Raw genomic sequence first — 17,990 nt, forward strand, 5'->3', positions numbered from 1 at the left:
TAACGAGAAATGATAAGAGATATTAAAACCGGACATTTATATTTTTTGCATAATGGAAAAATTATTTGTATTGATCGAATGCATAAAAATCAAATGTTTTTTGCTAGTAATGAACAAGATTATAATCATTTTATTAGCTATAATGTTTATACTGAAGACAATGTGGCAAATTCCCAAACTAAAAATGATTTTATATTATTACGAAATGTTAAATTACATGGGAAATTATTATATTTATATCCAAAGGAAATTAGATTTTTAAAATTAGCAGAAATTAAAGCACCACTATTACTTAATGGTATTCATGTTCGTGTTCATGAAAAAACTTTTGATTATCAAGAAGCATTAACGCGCAAAGACAATGATGATTTAATTGAGCAGTTAATTGCTGAAGATGAAAGCCAATATCGTTATCAACATCAAAAACGAACTAGTCATTTTTGACATCGTAAGAAACCATAGGTTTCTTTTTTACTTAATTTAAGAGAAAGGAGGGAAATAATGTTAAGTCATAAGAAGCAACAATATTTAACAAAAATTCGTCAGGAATTAGGATTACCAGCGTTAAATTGAAAACAAGAATTAAAATTGGAACAGTATCGGTATTTTGATAAAATTATTGAACGGTATGTTAAAACTGTTAGTTATATGTGATATTTTAAAAATGTTGCTTTTTATGATGATGTTAGTAAAATAACATATTATTTTCCTCGCTTAATTTTAACTCGTAAAAATCTTTATTTTTTAAAAATGCAAGCATTAATTGCTCCAGTTAAGACAACAATGGCTGCTTCGGTATGAGAACAAAACAATACTTTGATTACTTCTCCAATTGTGAAACAACAATTTATGATTAATCGGATGATGAAAATGATTAATGTAAAACAGTTTTTACGAACAGCAACCATTAATTTAGTTGTTGTTAATAGCAAAGAACCATTTACAATAACAGATGCTACAAGTTATGATAATATTCAAATAATTAATCAACAACAATATCATTGAAGTGATATAATAAAACATATTGAAAAGAATGATGATTTAACAAACGATCTTTTAGCTGATGAAACAATTTTAATGTTACATCATTTATTTGGCGTTCATAGTCATCGTCATAATTTGCGGTTACAAAAACGAAGTTTATTTTGTTTATATCACTATATTTAAGAAGGAGTATGTCACGTGTCAAAACGCCAAGAACGGATTAATATTATCAATTTGTTATATCGTCATTTTATTTTGAAACATGATGTTTTAACAACAAAACAAGAGGCTTATGATTTTTCACAAGTTGTAAAAACTAATGTTGAATCAGAACAAATTGATAATATTTTGCAAAATTTACCAACAATTATTGCTCTTATTAATCAGTATTTAAAACCAGGATGAAAGTTTGAACGACTAAGTAATTATCATAAAGCTGTTTTAGTGTATGGCGTTTATGCAATTCATTATCAAGGTTTAGCAAAAGCAATTGTGATTGATGAAAGTTTAGAAATTTTAAAACTTTATAGTGAAGATACTGATTTTAGTTATATCAATTCAATTCTAGATCAAATTTAGGGTTTTTATTTATTTATCAAAAAAGAACGAAAAAAAAGTAAGATTATGCTTTTTTTTGATAAAATAAACAAGCATATTTATTAATTAACATTAAATAAATATAGCTAGGAAAGGGGAAACTATGAAGCAAACAGTTGTAAAAGAACGCAAAGCGATTGATGCGTCCAAACCATTAGTTGAAGTAATTGATATTACAAAAAAATACAAAAATAAGGTTGCTTTAAATAAAGTTAATTTAGTTATTAATCCTGGTGACCGAATTGGGGTTATTGGTGCTAATGGAAGTGGGAAGTCAACGTTAAGTGAAATTATTGGTGGGATTCGGCAAGCAACGGCCGGAAAAGTAGTTCGCCAAGAGAACTTAACCATTGGTCTTCAGTTCCAAGAATCAAAATATCCAATTGGAATTTCAGTTATGGATATGATTAAATACTATTTAAATACATTTAATATTCCAATGACTGATAGTCAGTTACGAGAGTTATTACGAACATATCAACTAATTGGAATGGAAAATAAATTTGTTGAGGGACTTTCTGGAGGACAACAACAACGGTTAAATATCTTATTGTCAGTAATCCATGACCCAGACTTAGTTATTTTAGATGAAATTTCAACCGGATTAGACATTGAAGTTCGATCAGAAATTTTTTATTTTTTACGAGAAAACATTGTTGAAAAAGGAAAAGCAATGTTTTTAGTAACCCATATGATTAGCGAAGTTGAAGAATTTTGTGAAAAATATATTTATGTTCATAATTGTGAAATTAAAGAAGCCGGAATGGTCAAAGATATTGTTAAAAAATATGGTTCAGTGCATAACTTTACTTGACAAATGTTTGAGCAAAACAAGAAAACTGATTTAGATCAGCAATTTCAAAAAATGGTTAAGCAAAGCAAAGAAAGCACTCGTGTAAATAAAGTCGATAAATGAATCTGTGATGGTCGTGTTCGTGGTAAAAACAAACCACTAATTGACTTAATGCTAAAATACTATTATAAAGGTTTTTTTGTACCATTCTTTTTAATTGTATATCCTATTTTATTATTATTTTTGAAAGGATTCGCCTTTAAACAATTAAACGACAATCCAGCGCAGAATATTCATACTTTAGTTGGATCAATTGCAATGGTACAAGCAATGTCGGTAGGAATTTTTATTATTCCACAAACTATTTTAGAGTTTAAAAATAGTGTTTTAATGAAGCGAATTGGGGCGACAAATATTAAACCAGTTTTCTTTGTTTTATCAGTAATGTTTGTTGGTTTAATTTTTATTATTACATCATTTTTATGAACATTATTATGAGCAGGAATTTTCTTTGGACCAAGTTTTGGTTGAAAAGAAATTGCCGCACCAAATAACTTTGAACCAGCAGTGCCATTTGTTGTTTTAGTTTTTATTTCAACAATTTCATTAGGAATGATGTTATCGTCAATTTTTAAATCAACAACATCATTTATTGCTGGGTCAAATGTTATTTTTATGCAAATTGCTTTCTTAAGTGGAGCTTTTATTCCGGCAGAATTAATTAATGGTAGTGATGTTTTAAAATATGTTACTTATATTAATCCATTTAAATATAAAATGGATCCCTTCTTAAAAACATGAAGTGGACAAGATTTTGTCTTTACGCCAACTTATGGAATTTACCTAGGGGTTTCGTTAGGACTAATTGGGGTTTATATTGGGGTTGCTGGTTGAAAACTACGTTGACAAGCATAATTTAAAAGACCTTCTTGGGGCATTAAAAACAACAATATTTTTTGTTGGAAGTAAATAATTATAACCTTTTTGAATTTAAAAAGATTTTATTATTTACTTTTTTATTTTTTGTTAGTAAAATAAAGGTAGGGAAAACAGTTGAAAATACTATACAATGAAAGGTGTGATCATTATGAATGGTTTAATATCATTGTTGAGTACTTTGACGTTAGTAACAAATGCTCCGTTATCATTAGCAAATAATAATCTTACCACTAATCATAGTTCACAAGAACATAAACCAATTCTAGTTGGTTACTGACACAATTGAGATAATGGTGCTGGATATCAAGGTGGAACAGCCAAGTACCTTGATTTAGCTAATGTTCCGCAGGAATATGATTTTATTAATGTTTCAAATGTTTCATTTATGAAATCATATAAAATTGGTGAAATTCCAACTTTCATTCCAGAAGTACCACATAAAACGCAGTTTACTCAAATTGAAAAAAATAATTATTTTACGAATCAAGTTAAATTAGTGCAAGAACGTGGTCAAAAAGTCATTTTATCATTAGGCGTTGCTGATGCACATATTGACTTAAAAATTGCTGATTTACAACCTTTTACAGAAGAAATTATGAATTTAATAAGTATGTTTGGATTCGATGGAATTGATATTGATTTAGAGCAAGCAGCAATTGCAGATGGCGAAAATGAATATATTATTCCGCAAGTTTTAATGGGCCTTAAAGACCATTATGCAAAAAATAACAAGGAGTTTTTAATTACAATGGCTCCAGAATTCCCATATTTACGAACAAATTCAAGTCAAGGGAAATATTTACCATATTTAAAAACCATAGGTGATTATCTTGATTTTGTTAGTCCACAATTTTATAACCAAGCTGGTGATGGTGTTAATGTTCCGCTAGAAGAACAAGAAGCGTTAGGTTTTAATGGCTGATGGTTAACACAAAATGATGCTAAATATAAAGCAGAATTCTTATATTTAATTGCAAAATATATTGTGCAAGGAGAAGATAATTTTTATCAAATTCCAGCTGATAAATTATTAGGACTACCAGCAAATAATGATGCCGCAGCAAATGGACAAGTTAAACAGCATGATATTAAAAAGGCAACAGACTTATTAAAAGAACAAAACATTTATTTAAAAGGAATGATGACTTGATCAGTTAACTGGGATGCGGTTACAGCGTGAGAGTTTATTAAAACCTATCAAAATGAATTTTATCAATAAAATATTAACAAAATAATTAATATGTTATTAAAATGAACCTAATTTTTAGGTTCATTTTATGTTTTATCTGATGAATATCAAAGTATCAATGAAGTAACAAATGATATTAAATTATATGTTTATTTTTATAATTTTAAACATATTCGTAGCAATTAAGATTTATTTAAAAACCATTGCTATTTTAAATGTTTATGATAGAATTAATTTACCTAAACTAGTTTAGGGTATTTATTGATTAAATTAAAAAGGAAATATTAACTTGTATATAATAAAATATTTTCAAAAAATATTGTATCAATAATTAATCCAGCTATTAAATATTTATTTTCACATTTTTATTATATAAATTTTAATTTCTTTTTTTAATTAGACTTCTTGCATTACTTGTTAAAAAATTGCAAATATTTGTAAAAAAGATACTAATAGAAAAATATAATTTTAATTAATTATGTTTTTTATTTAAAAATTTAATATTTTTCCACAACGAAAAATTAATTTATTATTTAAATTATTTAATTTTAAATAAATATTTTATGTTAAATATAATAATTGTAAATTATAAATTGAGGCAATTAAATTAAATCTTAAACCAAATCTTTTTCTTCGATTACGATATTTTTCTGTAATAATTTTAAATTTTTTAAGAATAGCAAAAATATTTTCAATAATAATTCTCATTTTTGAAACTAGTCTATTATATTGCTTTTGTTCTTTGTTTAAAGGATTTTTCTTTGTTTTCTTTGTAGGTATTAGAACATTATTGTGATTTTTTTGTATTCCTTGATAACCACTATCAACTATTAATTTGGTATTTTTTAAAATTGGGATTTTTGATTCTTTAAATAAAGCATAATTATGTTTTTTTCCGAGCGAAAAACTTGTTGCAATAATTTTTTTGGTTTCTTGTTCGATAATTACTTGTGTTTTGATCGTGTGTTTTTTCTTTTTACCAGAATAAGATTGTTTTTGTCTTTTTTTGGGCGTTGGATTGGAGTTTCGATAGCATCAATAATAATAGTTTTATCATTAAAATAATCATTTATTAGTGCTTTTTTACCAGCAAGTTGTTGAAAATCAGAGTTTTTAATTAAAATATCTTCAATTCACTTAATATTACGATAACAATTAGCCTCACTAATATCAAAACTTTTACCAAGATGAAAATAAGTCTGATATTCTCGTCAATATAATAAAGTCATCAATAATCTATTTTCTAATGATAATTTATTAGTTTTACCACCTTTTTTAAATTTTTCTATTTCAGCAACTTTTAAAATATCTAACATTTTATTAAAAGTGGATTTTTTTATTCCTGTTAATCTTAACCATTCTCTATCATTAAGAGTATTAAATTTATTATTGTTCATATTTTTATGTCCTCATAAATTATATTTTATAATAATATTTTAATAAAAAAGGGTATCGCAAGAAGTCTATTTAAAAAATAATTACGGAAAGGAAAAAACTGATGAAAAAGTTGTTGAGCTTATTAAGCACGGTAGTAATTATCGGAACAAGTACAACAAGTTTGATTAGTTGTTTTGATACTAATAATGAAGAAACTTCTGAACTAATAACAGCAAAAATAAATCAAAATAAACAATTATTAACTAGTGACGAAATGCGAAAACGTGAAAATCGGAATCTTAGACACTCTGAATTTAAACCAACTGGTTATTTCTTAAAAAAAGATGTAACCTACGAGATCACTTTAAATCGTAAAGGGACTGATGATGAAAAAGAAAATGTTAAATTATCAATTGGTCAATGAGGACAGTATGCAAATCCTATGATTAAACAAAATGATAATACATTTTCAAATTATGAAATAACAGATAAGAAATTTTTATTAACAGCAAAAAATTCTGGTCTATTTTATGTTGCTGATAATAATCAAACGGATTTACAAATAATTGATATCCATACAAATAATCTAGAGGATATTATTAAAATCCCAACATTTAAAGTAAACGAAACAAGCCAAAGTGAATTTAAAAAACAAGTTAATGCAACAAAATCACCTTTTGTGGAATTTGTTTCAGAGCATTATTTTGCGACAATGCAAACAGATATGATAAAAAACGAAGTTATTAATTCTCGATTGGAGGATAATTACATTAATGCTTTTGTGGCTGGATGAGATTATTGATGACGTATGACAAATAAATTTTGAGGTTTAAATAAAGAGGATCCGGGTATTAATCATAAATATCTTCAATATATTCATATTGCCAATGCTGATGAGAGTGCTGGTTATGCCAACGCTACTGCTGGGCGAGTAATGTTTCCTAATAGTAGTAATGCGGGCAAAGAATTATTTTTTTCGATTAAAGACCAAGGTGCATTGTGACACGAAAGTGCTCACACTTATACAGCAGCACAATATACCTTTTCAAATACAGGTGAAACTCGTGCTGAAGTTAGTAAAGTTTATGTCCAACAATCTTTAGGCGTAAAACCAAAAGTTTTTGAATTTCAAGATGTTGTCACAAAATATTTGAATCAACCTGATGAGGATAAACATTTTTTAGATATGAAAGAAGATTATGGAAATAATACATCAACCAAAGTGTCAATGTTTTGACAATTAAATATGGCTTTTGGTAATAATTTTTATATGCTTGTAAATCAAAAATATCGTGAAATTAATAATGGTCAAGATCCTGATGTCGATCCTCGTTTTCAAACTGATGAGCAAAAAGTGCAAGGATTTATTAAAACAACTTCACAAGTATCAGGTTATAATTTGGGTGTGTTCTTTTTATTATGGGGATTAAAAGCAACCGAAGCAACAAGAAATGAAATTAAAAATTTAAAACCATTAACAAAACAAATTTGAAATAATATTGTTGAAGAAGATACTTGAAAAAATCCAATTGTCCAAGAAATATTATAAATTTTTCTATTTTTTGATAATTTAACAGCAATATCTATATCTTTTATGTCTTTTTCAAAAATGCAATAACTACTATAACTTTTTAAATAATTAAGATGTTAAATATCAAAAATCATTGCATTAGAAAAAGTTCAATGAATCATAATATTAAAGTTGAAAACAAATAAAATAAAAACAGTACACTAAGATTGCACCCCAAAAAAGAAAGAAAAAAGATTTTACTAAACTTTTAGAAGGGGTGCATTTTAATTGTAAAGTAAAGATGCAAATAGGACAAATAGCCCTTATTAATTTGATAATATATCTTTTATTAAAAAATGCAACTATTTTTTCAAAAAAAAATAATTTTTTTAAATTATGTAGTTATTTCAGCACCACGAAAAATGATTTTTGTTAAAAATCTAAAATTAATAATTTAATTACTAAATATTTTGTAAAAATACCTCTTTGGAGGATAATCAATCTAAACTCGGTCGTGGTTTTTCATTAATAATTTTCATAACTTTATTAATTTCTTTTTGAGTAATATTGTTAAAATCTGTTCCCTTAATAAGATATTCTCTAATATCTCTATTCATTCTTTCAACATGGGGTTTTTGAGTTGGTGTTCCAGCGTCACAAAAATAAACATTAGATTCAGTAATTTTTTCAATTTCTTTTCATTTACTAAATTCTTTACCTTGATCTGTAATAATTCCTTTTATATTTACTTTATAAAGTTTATTTTTAAAAATACTTTTAATTGCTTTATTAACCTCTTCTGAATTATGATGGTCTAATTTAAAACAAATCGTATATAAACTTTTTTCTTCTGTAAAAGTCAAGCAAGCAGATTGATGCTCTTTTCCAACAATACAATCCATTTGAAATCAACCAAAAGTTCCTTTTTCATGTTCTGCTTCTTCAATAAATCTAATATTAGTCAATTGACCACGATCATCTTTTCTCTTTTTTGTTTTAAATTTTTTACCTTTAAATGGTAATTTTTTCTTAATTTCAGTATTTTCATCATCAAAAACTCCATAATCAATATATTTGTAAAGTGTCACATGTGAAAATGGAAATTTTTCATTATACTTTTTTTCATATTCATAAATAGACTTCTTGCATTACTTGTTAAAAAATTGCAAATATTTGTAAAAAAGATACTAATAGAAAAATATAATTTTAATTAATTATGTTTTTTATTTAAAAATTTAATATTTTTCCACAACGAAAAATTAATTTATTATTTAAATTATTTAATTTTAAATAAATATTTTATGTTAAATATAATAATTGTAAATTATAAATTGAGGCAATTAAATTAAATCTTAAACCAAATCTTTTTCTTCGATTACGATATTTTTCTGTAATAATTTTAAATTTTTTAAGAATAGCAAAAATATTTTCAATAATAATTCTCATTTTTGAAACTAGTCTATTATATTGCTTTTGTTCTTTGTTTAAAGGGTTTTTCTTTGTTTTCTTTGTGGGTATTAGAACATTATTGTGATTTTTTTGTATTCCTTGATAACCACTATCAACTATTAATTTGGTATTTTTTAAAATTGGGATTTTTGATTCTTTAAATAAAGCATAATCATGTTTTTTTCCGAGCGAAAAACTTGTTGCAATAATTTTTTTGGTTTCTTGTTCGATAATTACTTGTGTTTTGATCGTGTGTTTTTTCTTTTTACCAGAATAAGATTGTTTTTGTCTTTTTTTGGGCGTTGGATTGGAGTTTCGGTAGCATCAATAATAATAGTTTTATCATTAAAATAATCATTTATTAGTGCTTTTTTACCAGCAAATTGTTGAAAATCAGAGTTTTTAATTAAAATATCTTCAATTCACTTAATATTACGATAACAATTAGCCTCACTAATATCAAAACTTTTACCAAGATGAAAATAAGTCTGATATTCTCGTCAATATAATAAAGTCATCAATAATCTATTTTCTAATGATAATTTATTAGTTTTACCACCTTTTTTAAATTTTTCTATTTCAGCAACTTTTAAAATATCTAACATTTTATTAAAAGTGGATTTTTTTATTCCTGTTAATCTTAACCATTCTCTATCATTAAGAGTATTAAATTTATTATTGTTCATATTTTTATGTCCTCATAAATTATATTTTATAATAATATTTTAATAAAAAAGGGTATCGCAAGAAGTCTAATAATTAACATTGGTGAATAACTTTTTTTACTTAAAATTTTTATTACATGATTTACAACTTTTTTTGTAATTGTAGTATATTTTATCGATTTTTTTCTTTTATTTTTATAATCATCATTCGCTTTTTTAGGATCGTATTCTTCTTTAAGTCTTTTAACCTCTAATCTAATTGTATTACGACTTTTATTAATTATTTTTCCTATTTTAGAATAATTAGGTGTACCATCTTTCTTTTTAAATCTTTCGCATTCTAAATATTCTTTTAAATCATGTCTTTCTGGTAATTTAAAATGTTTAAATTTTTTCTTTTCTTTTTTCATAAGACAACCTAGCCCTTTCTATTAAAATAGTTATACACTAAAAATTAAAATTTTGTTGACAATCCGTTAAATGATGGTAAGATGATGATGTAATTTAATACAAGTAGGATTTACTAGCCCTTAATCACTTGTTTAAAAATTACTAAAATTAGAGACTTGCAAAAGTCTTTTTTTATTTTTGTAAAGATGATGGTAAGATGGTGACGATTTTAACGAGGTAAAAATATGCAAAAAGAGGTAAAAAAGCGTAAATTACAGGTAAAAAAGGTACCAAAAGAATGATGAAATAGTGTAAAAGAACAGCAAATTAAAGATAAATTAATAAAATTTGATGACTTTTGCAAAGAAAAAAACTATGAATTAGCTACAAAAGAAACATTATTAATTTATTTAAATTTAGAAGAAGATGAATATAATGCCTTAAAAGACACTAATTTATTAGCATTCAATGAACTTAAAATGAAAATAAGAATATTATAAAATAATATAAAATTACATCTCTTAAACGAAACTAAGGGGGGTGTATCAGTATATGCCCAGTATTATGGCCGTGAAAATGAAACTGAAATCAATTATACTCCCCCAGTAATTAACATAACAGATAGGAGGAAAATATAATGGCAATGTTATATGAATATAGTTATCTTAATGAGATAGTAGTTAGTTTATTAGAAAATAAAGAATATATAGCAGATGAGATTAATTTAGCAGGTAGTCGTAAAGCGGGTAAAACATATAGTATTGATGAATTAATAGCATTATTAAGTTGTGTTGTATTAGCAAATAAAGATAAAAAAATAGCAATATATGGTTTTAGATTAAATAGTGCTGATACTGCTGAAATGCAACAAGATATTCAAGATGCATTAGATAAAGTTGGTTTAATCCTTAATCCTACTAAAAAATGAAAAGGTGGTCATTATCAATATAATGCTAGGTTTAATAAACCAACTTGAACATTTCCAAATGGTAGTTTTATTAAATTACAAGGTGCTAGAAAAAGTAATTGGAATGGCAAGGGTTTTTTGGACAAATTTTATGTAGAGTAAAGATTTTTATATTCAATTGGTGTTAAATAATTTAATTTGCTGTGAATTCGTACATTATTGTATCAATTAACATAGTCAAATAATTCTAATTTAAATTGTTCAATATTTTTAAATTTTCTGTTTTTAATTAATTCTGTTTTTAAAATTTTATAGGTTGATTCAGAAACAGCATTATCATAAGGACAGCCTGGTTTACTATAAGATTTTGCAACATTGTTTTTAGCTAAAAGATTGTAAATGATATTGTTATTAAATTCGCTGCCTTGATCAGTATGAAATATTTTAATATTATCTAAAGAAAAACTAAGCTTTTTAAAAGTATTTTCAACTAATTTGGCATCTTTATGAGAACTAACATCATAACCAATAACTTCACGATTAAATAAATCAATTAGAAAGCACACATAATATCATTTGCTATTGATAGCAACTTGTGTTAAATCACTGACAACAACTTCATGTAGTTTATAATCATTAAATTCTTGATTTAACAAATTATGATATTTGTATATAGCGTTTTTGTTACTTTGATGTTTATATTTAAGTTTTGTATAATTGGAAATTAAGTTATATCTTTGCATTATTTTACTAATTTTTATTCGTGATAATAAAATATTTTGTTGTGCTAACATAACTTTAATTTTTCTTGTGCCATAATTTTTACGACTTTTTAAGAAAATACTGATAACAGCATTATCAATAGTATGGTTTGATTTAGGATTATTTGATTTCAATTGATAATAAAACGTTGATCTAGGAACTTTTAGTGTTTTGCATAAATTAGTAATTGCATATTTTTCTTTGTTGTTTTTAATAATTACTATTTTTTGCCTATTATCAGTGTGGCTTGCTTTAAAATATCATTTTCCATTCGTAATTGTTTAATTTCTTTTCTTAGATGAATTAGTTCATTTTCTTCTGGGCTTCGATTATCTTTTGCTTTAAATGAACCAGAATTATTGAATTCATAAATTCATTTTCAAACTGTTGATTTACCGACCTGATAGTCACTGGACAATTGTTTTGCTGTTTTACCTGTTTTATAAAGACTAACAATTTGTTGTTTAAATTCATCGGTATAATGATTCTTTGCCATAATTACACCTCCATTTATTAATTTAATTATAATCCTTACTCCACATTATTGTTGTCCAATTTATCTTAACCCATCCACACCATTAATGGAATATAAGCATAGTAATGCTGAAATGATACATAAAGATACAACTAAGATTTTAAATGAAATAGTACATTTTTATATTACTGCTTCTAGACAATGAGATTATTTACAAGATGGTTTAGATGTAAATGTTGACTATGGAAATGGTGGTTTAGTTTCTATTGATACATTAAATAATATTCGTAGACAATATTACCCTGACCATAATTGATTAAGATTTAAACCAGTGGTAAAAGATGTTTGATATAGAACCGATAGAATTGATGCTATAATCATCCTGCTAAATAAGAATTATTTACAAATTAGTCAACGATTAACACCAGAGTTATTTAAAGATATGTTAAAAATGGAATGAAGAAAACCACCTGCAAATAAATCTACTTATAAATTAGAAGATAATAAATTATTTGATGATGGTTTTGATGCTATGACTTATGCTGTTATGGATATTATGGAATATTTTATAAAAACATTAGATAATCCATTTTTAATAAGTAAACAATTCGGAAAGCGAGGTTAAAATTATGGCATTTTGAAATAAAAATAACTATGTAATTGATTTAGATAAAAAGAATTATAAATAATATATATTATTTAAGTGAGATAGATTTATGAGTGGATTTACTCATTTATGATGAGCATTAATTTATAATACATTTTTTGCATTAGGTTGAACCTGAGCAGTTAAAAGTGGTCAATTTAATGGTTTTAGTTGAGATAGTATTATGTCATCAAGTAATATTATTGGTTTAGGATTTGGACATATTACTTTATTAGGTATTCAAGGTTTATTAATGTTTATTGGCCGTAAACCTAAAATAGATAAAAATATTAAATCACAAGGTAATCATTTAATTAGAAAAAGAAAATTAGGTATTGTATTTATTATTTTAGGGTTAATGCCTTTAATTGTTTGATCTATTGGTAGATTAATTATTATCTTTATGTGTAAAGCATATTTAAAAGCAAATGGTAGTTATGAAAGAACTGAAAATAAATTTATTAAAGATTTAGAAATTAAAAAAGTTGATAAAGATACAGCAATAGAAACTGTTTCGCAATTTGCAGAAAAAATATTGAAAGGAAAAGATTAATTATGGCAAAGAAACAAATTAAAAGAAATGTTGAAAAAATGCGAATGGACAAAAATATATGTTGAATGATAATTGATGGTAAAGAATGTTTTAAAAAAGTAAGTAAAAATTGAAATGGTATTGGTGTTCCTGCATGTGAAGAACATACTAAAATATTCCAAGAATTAATGAAAGAAACTTATGATTATGGTGTTAATAATAAAAAAGAATATTTAGATCAATATGAAAAAGGTTTTAAAGAAGGAATTGAAGAAACTAGAAAAGAAATTAAGAAAAAATATCCACAAGTTTACAAAAATTAAAATGATGGTAAGATGATGACGATAGTTTTTGAAATTTTCTATAAAAAAATAATGGAGGGATTAAAGTATGTCAAACTTTAAATATGATTATAAAGAAAATATGACACAAGATGAAATTAATGCTTTATTAGAACAAAAAGAAAAACAAGTATTATCTAGTGTCTTACCAAATGCAGAAACTCGTATTAAAACTGAAACAGAAAAACAATATGAAGAAAAAATTAATAGTTATCAGTCAAAAATAAAAGAATATGAGTTATCACAAGTACCACAAGAAAATCACAAATTAGTTGAAGAACTATTAAATAGTGGTAAAGATATGGAATATATTAAAACTAATTTTAAAGATTTAGTTGAAAAAAACCAACATTAGATATGCAAAACTTAATGAATGGTGGAATTCAAATTAAAGATGAAAATATGTTTATTGAAGAATTAACACAAAAAATTAAAACTAGTTTAGAAGATAACAAAGATATTCCTATTAATGAAAGAATTAAAAGAAAAGTTGAAGAAGAATATCAGAAAGGAAAATAAAATATGGCATCAATTATAGGATTACATGAGGGATTTGTTATTGGTGATGGTGTAGCAAATTTAACAAAAGAGGGACATTTATTATTATCAGCTCAAGAAATGCGAGTAAAAGATATTTTATCAAATCCTGATTATTATACTTTTCATCGTTTAACAGCAACAGCACAATCAAGTCCTAATATGGAAAGTGCAGATTATGCAGTAGCAATTTATACAATTCCAGAACGATTATTTTATGGAGATAGTGAATGAAACCATGAAAAAGGAAATCCAAAACAAAATCAAAATGCTAAGCGTGGTCGTTTAGTAATTGATCATACTATTGGTTTAAAAACACAATTCAGAAGATTTGATTTATCTCGTTTAAAAAATACTGACCCATCATTACGAGGTGAATTAGTAGCAAAATGAACTGGTTCAATTACAGAAAATATGATGTTTAATTTAGAATTATACTTTTTAAAAGGTGTAATTGATAATTATATTGCTAGATCTAAATTTAATAAAGATTATGCTTTTGTTTATGATACAACTAAAATTAAAACTCAACAAGATGCATTAGATTTAATGTATAAATTAGGACATCGTATGACAGATGAAACAAGAAAAATTAATGCATCTCAAATTGGTACAAATACTAGTGATTGAGAAATGGTTTGAGAATCACATTCATATTTAGATTTAACACGAGCATATACTCAATTAATCGGTGAAAATATTTCAGCAAATACAATGGTAACAGGTACTTTATTCCAAGATAAAGTTTTAGGTTATATGGTTTCTAAATAATTATGACTTGGTCAAAATATTAAACCTTTATATGGTAAAACATCAGATGGACAATTAGAGGTCAATTTACAAGGAATGAATAGAACTCGTGGATTTGATTTATCTATTAAAAATAAAATAGAAGCATTGGAATGGCAAGGGTTTTTTGGACAAATTTTATGTAGAGTAAAGATTTTTATATTCAATTGGTGTTAAATAATTTAATTTGCTGTGAATTCGTACATTATTGTATCAATTAACATAGTCAAATAATTCTAATTTAAATTGTTCAATATTTTTAAATTTTCTGTTTTTAATTAATTCTGTTTTTAAAATTTTATAGGTTGATTCAGAAACAGCATTATCATAAGGACAGCCTGGTTTACTATAAGATTTTGCAACATTGTTTTTAGCTAAAAGATTGTAAATGATATTGTTATTAAATTCGCTGCCTTGATCAGTATGAAATATTTTAATATTATCTAAAGAAAAACTAAGCTTTTTAAAAGTATTTTCAACTAATTTGGCATCTTTATGAGAACTAACATCATAACCAATAACTTCACGATTAAATAAATCAATTAGAAAGCACACATAATATCATTTGCTATTGATAGCAACTTGTGTTAAATCACTGACAACAACTTCATGTAGTTTATAATTATTAAATTCTTGATTTAACAAATTATGATATTTGTATATAGCGTTTTTGTTACTTTGATGTTTATATTTAAGTTTTGTATAATTGGAAATTAAGTTATATCTTTGCATTATTTTACTAATTTTTATTCGTGATAATAAAATATTTTGTTGTGCTAACATAACTTTAATTTTTCTTGTGCCATAATTTTTACGACTTTTTAAGAAAATACTGATAACAGCATTATCAATAGTATGGTTTGATTTAGGATTATTTGATTTCAATTGATAATAAAACGTTGATCTAGGAACTTTTAGTGTTTTGCATAAATTAGTAATTGCATATTTTTCTTTGTTGTTTTTAATAATTACTATTTTTTGCCTATTATCAGTGTGGCTTGCTTTAAAATATCATTTTCCATTCGTAATTGTTTAATTTCTTTTCTTAGATGAATTAGTTCATTTTCTTCTGGGCTTCGATTATCTTTTGCTTTAAATGAACCAGAATTATTGAATTCATAAATTCATTTTCAAACTGTTGATTTACCGACCTGATAGTCACTGGACAATTGTTTTGCTGTTTTACCTGTTTTATAAAGACTAACAATTTGTTGTTTAAATTCATCGGTATAATGATTCTTTGCCATAATTACACCTCCATTTATTAATTTAATTATAATCCTTACTCCACATTATTGTTGTCCAATTTATCTTAACCCATCCAATCCAACTGGTGATAGTTGACAAAAAATTAATGAATTTACTGGTGAATGAGAAAATGAATTAACTTATCAATTATTAGATTATGATCCAAATTATAAAGATTTTTATAATCCTACATTTAAAGTTGCAATGCAAAATACTATTACTAATATTAATAATTTAGATTTAGATCAAACAGCATTAAATATGGATGTATCTAAAAAATATAATGAGTTTTTTGGAATTACTCCATCAACTCCTGACACAGCAGAAATTAAAAAATTATTTGATAAAATTTTAGATAATAATTTAACTACACCACAGAAAGAAAGAATTTTAGGATTTATGCATTCTATTATGATATTAAGTGATGGTAAAAATGATTATCCAATTCAATCAAATTCAGCAGGTATTTATTTACCAGTTAATGAAATTGTAAGTGGTGATATTTATTTACATATTAATGCAGGTATTATTGATAATCAAAATATTAATGATAAAAAAATATTAATTAAAGGTAATTCTAAAATAAATATTAGTGGAATTAATAAATTAGATAAACCAACTATTCATATTACAGACCCGACACAAACAACAGCAGAACAATTAAAACCGCAATTTAAAGATGTTGTTTTAAAATCAGTAAAAGCGGTAAATAATTCTTTAACAGAAAATGATTATGATTACTTTATTGAAAGTAAAGGTGAAGATTGACCAATTGATATTACAAACAATAAAACTGTTGAAGTTCAAATTGAAGGTAAAAACAATGCTACTGGTCAAACAAACCCCATTGATGTAGTAATTAAAAATTCATAGTATATAAAAAATAGGTATTAACCTATTTTTTTATTTTATTTTTTATAGTATTTATTGGATGTTTAATTACATTAATTCCTTTTTTAAGTTCTTTATAAAGATTTATTGTTTTTGGTTTAGATATAATTTTAGTATTTAAATTTTTATATTCTGTTTTTAAATTAGTTGCATAGTCTCGTTGCTCCAATAATCAATTTTTATTATCGATATATTGTTTATTTTTATTTAATTTACTATCTTTTAAATTATAAAAATTAGTACTATATTTATTAATTTCTTTATTTAATTCTAATAGGTTTTTATTAATACGACTAGCTCTTAATTTAACATCACCGCCACCTTTATTTTGTTGTGTATATATTTGTCAATTAACATATTCTCTTAATTTACTGCGTAATCATACATGTAATCACATATTTCAAAATACTGACCCTGCCCCAGTTCCATTTTTACCAGTTGCTGATTTCATTGCTTGTCATACTTGAATATGTACTTTTGGATAAGTATATGGTCCATATCATCTTTTTTGTTTATCATTATCTGATTGAATTAAAATAGTTAAATTACCTATTAATTTTTGTTTATTAGTTATTTGAAAAAATCCCTTTTTACATCAACTACTAGATAATATAGTTCAATTACTTTCTGTTGGTGTTAATGATTTTACAATTTCTTTATATTTATTTTTATCTAAAAAACTAATATCTTTAAATAATTGTATTTCTAAACTTTTAGGTATTTTTGCTAATAAATCACTTAATATATTTGGGTTTAAATAATATTGTATTTGTGCTAATTGATGCTCAATATCTTTAATACTTTGTAAAATTGCTTTTATTTTAGAATTACCATATTTTTCTAATAATTTTATAATTCTTATTGCTATTTTTGGATTTTCTAAAATACTAGTAATTAATGTTAATAATTTTCACATTTTTTGACACTCTCCTTATGGTGATTATATAATGGGTGATGTAAAAAGAGGCG

At 24.8% G+C, this 17,990-nt stretch carries 23 protein-coding genes and 2 pseudogenes; 15 read left to right on the top strand and 10 right to left on the bottom strand.

Annotated elements, in window-relative coordinates; translation table 4 throughout:
• The first annotated feature begins 9 nt into the window (after positions 1-9).
• From MSROBK_RS03810 to MSROBK_RS03830, 5 genes are all read left to right on the top strand, one after another.
• Positions 10-462, top strand: a complete 453-nt coding sequence (locus MSROBK_RS03810; RefSeq protein ID WP_040093188.1) for a hypothetical protein — start codon at positions 10-12, stop codon at positions 460-462.
• Positions 463-501: 39 nt separating this feature from the next.
• A complete protein-coding gene (locus MSROBK_RS03815) occupies positions 502-1,167 on the top strand; it encodes a hypothetical protein (protein ID WP_040093189.1) in 666 nt (221 codons plus the stop codon).
• Between the two features lie 15 nt (positions 1,168-1,182).
• Complete coding sequence (locus MSROBK_RS03820; protein WP_040093190.1) at positions 1,183-1,563, top strand: transcription antitermination factor NusB; 381 nt, start codon at positions 1,183-1,185, stop codon at positions 1,561-1,563.
• Between the two features lie 121 nt (positions 1,564-1,684).
• Positions 1,685-3,289: an ABC transporter ATP-binding protein/permease gene (locus MSROBK_RS03825; protein ID WP_157944227.1), complete on the top strand. Its 1,605-nt coding sequence runs from the start codon at positions 1,685-1,687 to the stop codon at positions 3,287-3,289.
• 172 nt (positions 3,290-3,461) lie between these two features.
• A complete protein-coding gene (locus MSROBK_RS03830; RefSeq protein WP_105628907.1) occupies positions 3,462-4,532 on the top strand; it encodes a glycosyl hydrolase family 18 protein in 1,071 nt (356 codons plus the stop codon).
• A 531-nt stretch (positions 4,533-5,063) separates the two neighbouring features.
• Here MSROBK_RS03830 and MSROBK_RS13165 read toward each other — a convergent pair.
• Positions 5,064-5,462 (bottom strand): IS5/IS1182 family transposase, encoded by a 399-nt coding sequence (locus MSROBK_RS13165; RefSeq protein ID WP_040093192.1) that lies wholly within the window; start codon positions 5,460-5,462, stop codon positions 5,064-5,066.
• On the bottom strand, positions 5,447-5,899 hold the full coding sequence (locus MSROBK_RS13170; RefSeq protein ID WP_040093193.1) for an IS5 family transposase: 453 nt from the start codon (positions 5,897-5,899) through the stop codon (positions 5,447-5,449). The genes MSROBK_RS13165 and MSROBK_RS13170 overlap by 16 nt, the downstream gene beginning before the upstream one ends.
• A gap of 101 nt (positions 5,900-6,000) precedes the next feature.
• Here MSROBK_RS13170 and MSROBK_RS03840 point away from each other — a divergent pair, with 101 nt between their 5' ends.
• The gene (locus tag MSROBK_RS03840; protein WP_040093194.1) at positions 6,001-7,428 is read left to right on the top strand and encodes a M60 family metallopeptidase; all 1,428 of its coding nucleotides are present in this window, start codon (positions 6,001-6,003) and stop codon (positions 7,426-7,428) included.
• 422 nt (positions 7,429-7,850) lie between these two features.
• Here the strand turns inward: MSROBK_RS03840 and MSROBK_RS03845 are convergent.
• The 3 genes and pseudogenes from MSROBK_RS03845 to MSROBK_RS03855 form a co-directional block, all read right to left on the bottom strand.
• Positions 7,851-8,525, bottom strand: a pseudogene (locus MSROBK_RS03845) (IS30 family transposase); the annotation flags it as partial.
• A 163-nt stretch (positions 8,526-8,688) separates the two neighbouring features.
• Positions 8,689-9,524, bottom strand: a protein-coding gene (locus MSROBK_RS03850; protein ID WP_105628909.1) for an IS5 family transposase whose coding sequence is annotated in 2 segments (ribosomal slippage) — positions 8,689-9,128 and positions 9,128-9,524 — 837 coding nt in all. Because the reading frame shifts where the segments join, the coding sequence is not laid out codon by codon here.
• A gap of 68 nt (positions 9,525-9,592) precedes the next feature.
• A pseudogene (locus tag MSROBK_RS03855) lies at positions 9,593-9,913 on the bottom strand (IS30 family transposase); the annotation flags it as partial.
• A 225-nt stretch (positions 9,914-10,138) separates the two neighbouring features.
• Between MSROBK_RS03855 and MSROBK_RS03860 the strand changes: the two are divergent.
• Complete coding sequence (locus MSROBK_RS03860) at positions 10,139-10,393, top strand: hypothetical protein (protein WP_040093199.1); 255 nt, start codon at positions 10,139-10,141, stop codon at positions 10,391-10,393.
• Between the two features lie 137 nt (positions 10,394-10,530).
• Complete coding sequence (locus MSROBK_RS03865) at positions 10,531-10,962, top strand: hypothetical protein (RefSeq protein ID WP_040093200.1); 432 nt, start codon at positions 10,531-10,533, stop codon at positions 10,960-10,962.
• Here the strand turns inward: MSROBK_RS03865 and MSROBK_RS03870 are convergent.
• Complete coding sequence (locus MSROBK_RS03870; RefSeq protein ID WP_206780838.1) at positions 10,950-11,840, bottom strand: IS3 family transposase; 891 nt, start codon at positions 11,838-11,840, stop codon at positions 10,950-10,952. The two genes, MSROBK_RS03865 and MSROBK_RS03870, sit on opposite strands and share 13 nt — an antisense overlap.
• Positions 11,783-12,058 (bottom strand): IS3 family transposase, encoded by a 276-nt coding sequence (locus MSROBK_RS03875; protein ID WP_040092565.1) that lies wholly within the window; start codon positions 12,056-12,058, stop codon positions 11,783-11,785. The genes MSROBK_RS03870 and MSROBK_RS03875 overlap by 58 nt, the downstream gene beginning before the upstream one ends.
• An 85-nt stretch (positions 12,059-12,143) precedes the next feature.
• Between MSROBK_RS03875 and MSROBK_RS03880 the strand changes: the two genes are divergently transcribed.
• The 6 genes from MSROBK_RS03880 (at position 12,144) to MSROBK_RS03905 (ending at position 14,864) form a co-directional block, all read left to right on the top strand.
• The gene (locus MSROBK_RS03880) at positions 12,144-12,662 is read left to right on the top strand and encodes a hypothetical protein (protein WP_040093202.1); all 519 of its coding nucleotides are present in this window, start codon (positions 12,144-12,146) and stop codon (positions 12,660-12,662) included.
• Between the two features lie 91 nt (positions 12,663-12,753).
• The gene (locus MSROBK_RS03885; protein ID WP_040093203.1) at positions 12,754-13,236 is read left to right on the top strand and encodes a hypothetical protein; all 483 of its coding nucleotides are present in this window, start codon (positions 12,754-12,756) and stop codon (positions 13,234-13,236) included.
• 2 nt (positions 13,237-13,238) lie between these two features.
• Entirely contained in the window at positions 13,239-13,538 is a 300-nt protein-coding gene (locus tag MSROBK_RS03890) for a hypothetical protein (protein ID WP_040093204.1), read from the top strand.
• A 67-nt stretch (positions 13,539-13,605) separates the two neighbouring features.
• Positions 13,606-13,911 carry a hypothetical protein gene (locus MSROBK_RS03895; RefSeq protein ID WP_040093206.1) on the top strand — a complete coding sequence of 102 codons (306 nt, stop codon included), beginning with the start codon at positions 13,606-13,608 and terminating at the stop codon, positions 13,909-13,911.
• 2 nt (positions 13,912-13,913) lie between these two features.
• Positions 13,914-14,075 (top strand): hypothetical protein, encoded by a 162-nt coding sequence (locus MSROBK_RS03900; RefSeq protein ID WP_157944228.1) that lies wholly within the window; start codon positions 13,914-13,916, stop codon positions 14,073-14,075.
• Between the two features lie 3 nt (positions 14,076-14,078).
• Positions 14,079-14,864, top strand: a complete 786-nt coding sequence (locus MSROBK_RS03905; RefSeq protein WP_040093207.1) for a hypothetical protein — start codon at positions 14,079-14,081, stop codon at positions 14,862-14,864.
• A 156-nt stretch (positions 14,865-15,020) separates the two neighbouring features.
• On the opposite strand, the gene MSROBK_RS03910 is transcribed toward MSROBK_RS03905, so the two are convergent.
• Together MSROBK_RS03910 and MSROBK_RS03915 are read right to left on the bottom strand one after the other, a co-directional pair.
• Entirely contained in the window at positions 15,021-15,911 is an 891-nt protein-coding gene (locus tag MSROBK_RS03910) for an IS3 family transposase (protein WP_206780832.1), read from the bottom strand.
• A complete protein-coding gene (locus MSROBK_RS03915) occupies positions 15,854-16,129 on the bottom strand; it encodes an IS3 family transposase (protein ID WP_040092565.1) in 276 nt (91 codons plus the stop codon). Before MSROBK_RS03915 ends, MSROBK_RS03910 begins: the two co-directional genes overlap by 58 nt.
• 205 nt (positions 16,130-16,334) lie before the next feature.
• Here MSROBK_RS03915 and MSROBK_RS03920 point away from each other — a divergent pair, with 205 nt between their 5' ends.
• The gene (locus MSROBK_RS03920; protein WP_040093208.1) at positions 16,335-17,003 is read left to right on the top strand and encodes a hypothetical protein; all 669 of its coding nucleotides are present in this window, start codon (positions 16,335-16,337) and stop codon (positions 17,001-17,003) included.
• A 22-nt stretch (positions 17,004-17,025) separates the two neighbouring features.
• Here the strand turns inward: MSROBK_RS03920 and MSROBK_RS03925 are convergent, their stop codons facing one another.
• Positions 17,026-17,937, bottom strand: a complete 912-nt coding sequence (locus tag MSROBK_RS03925) for a hypothetical protein (RefSeq protein ID WP_040093211.1) — start codon at positions 17,935-17,937, stop codon at positions 17,026-17,028.
• Between the last annotated feature and the right edge of the window lie 53 nt (positions 17,938-17,990).

Origin of the sequence: Spiroplasma poulsonii (assembly GCF_009866525.1) — a bacterium.
GTDB lineage: Bacteria > Bacillota_I > Bacilli_A > Mycoplasmatales > Mycoplasmataceae > Spiroplasma > Spiroplasma poulsonii.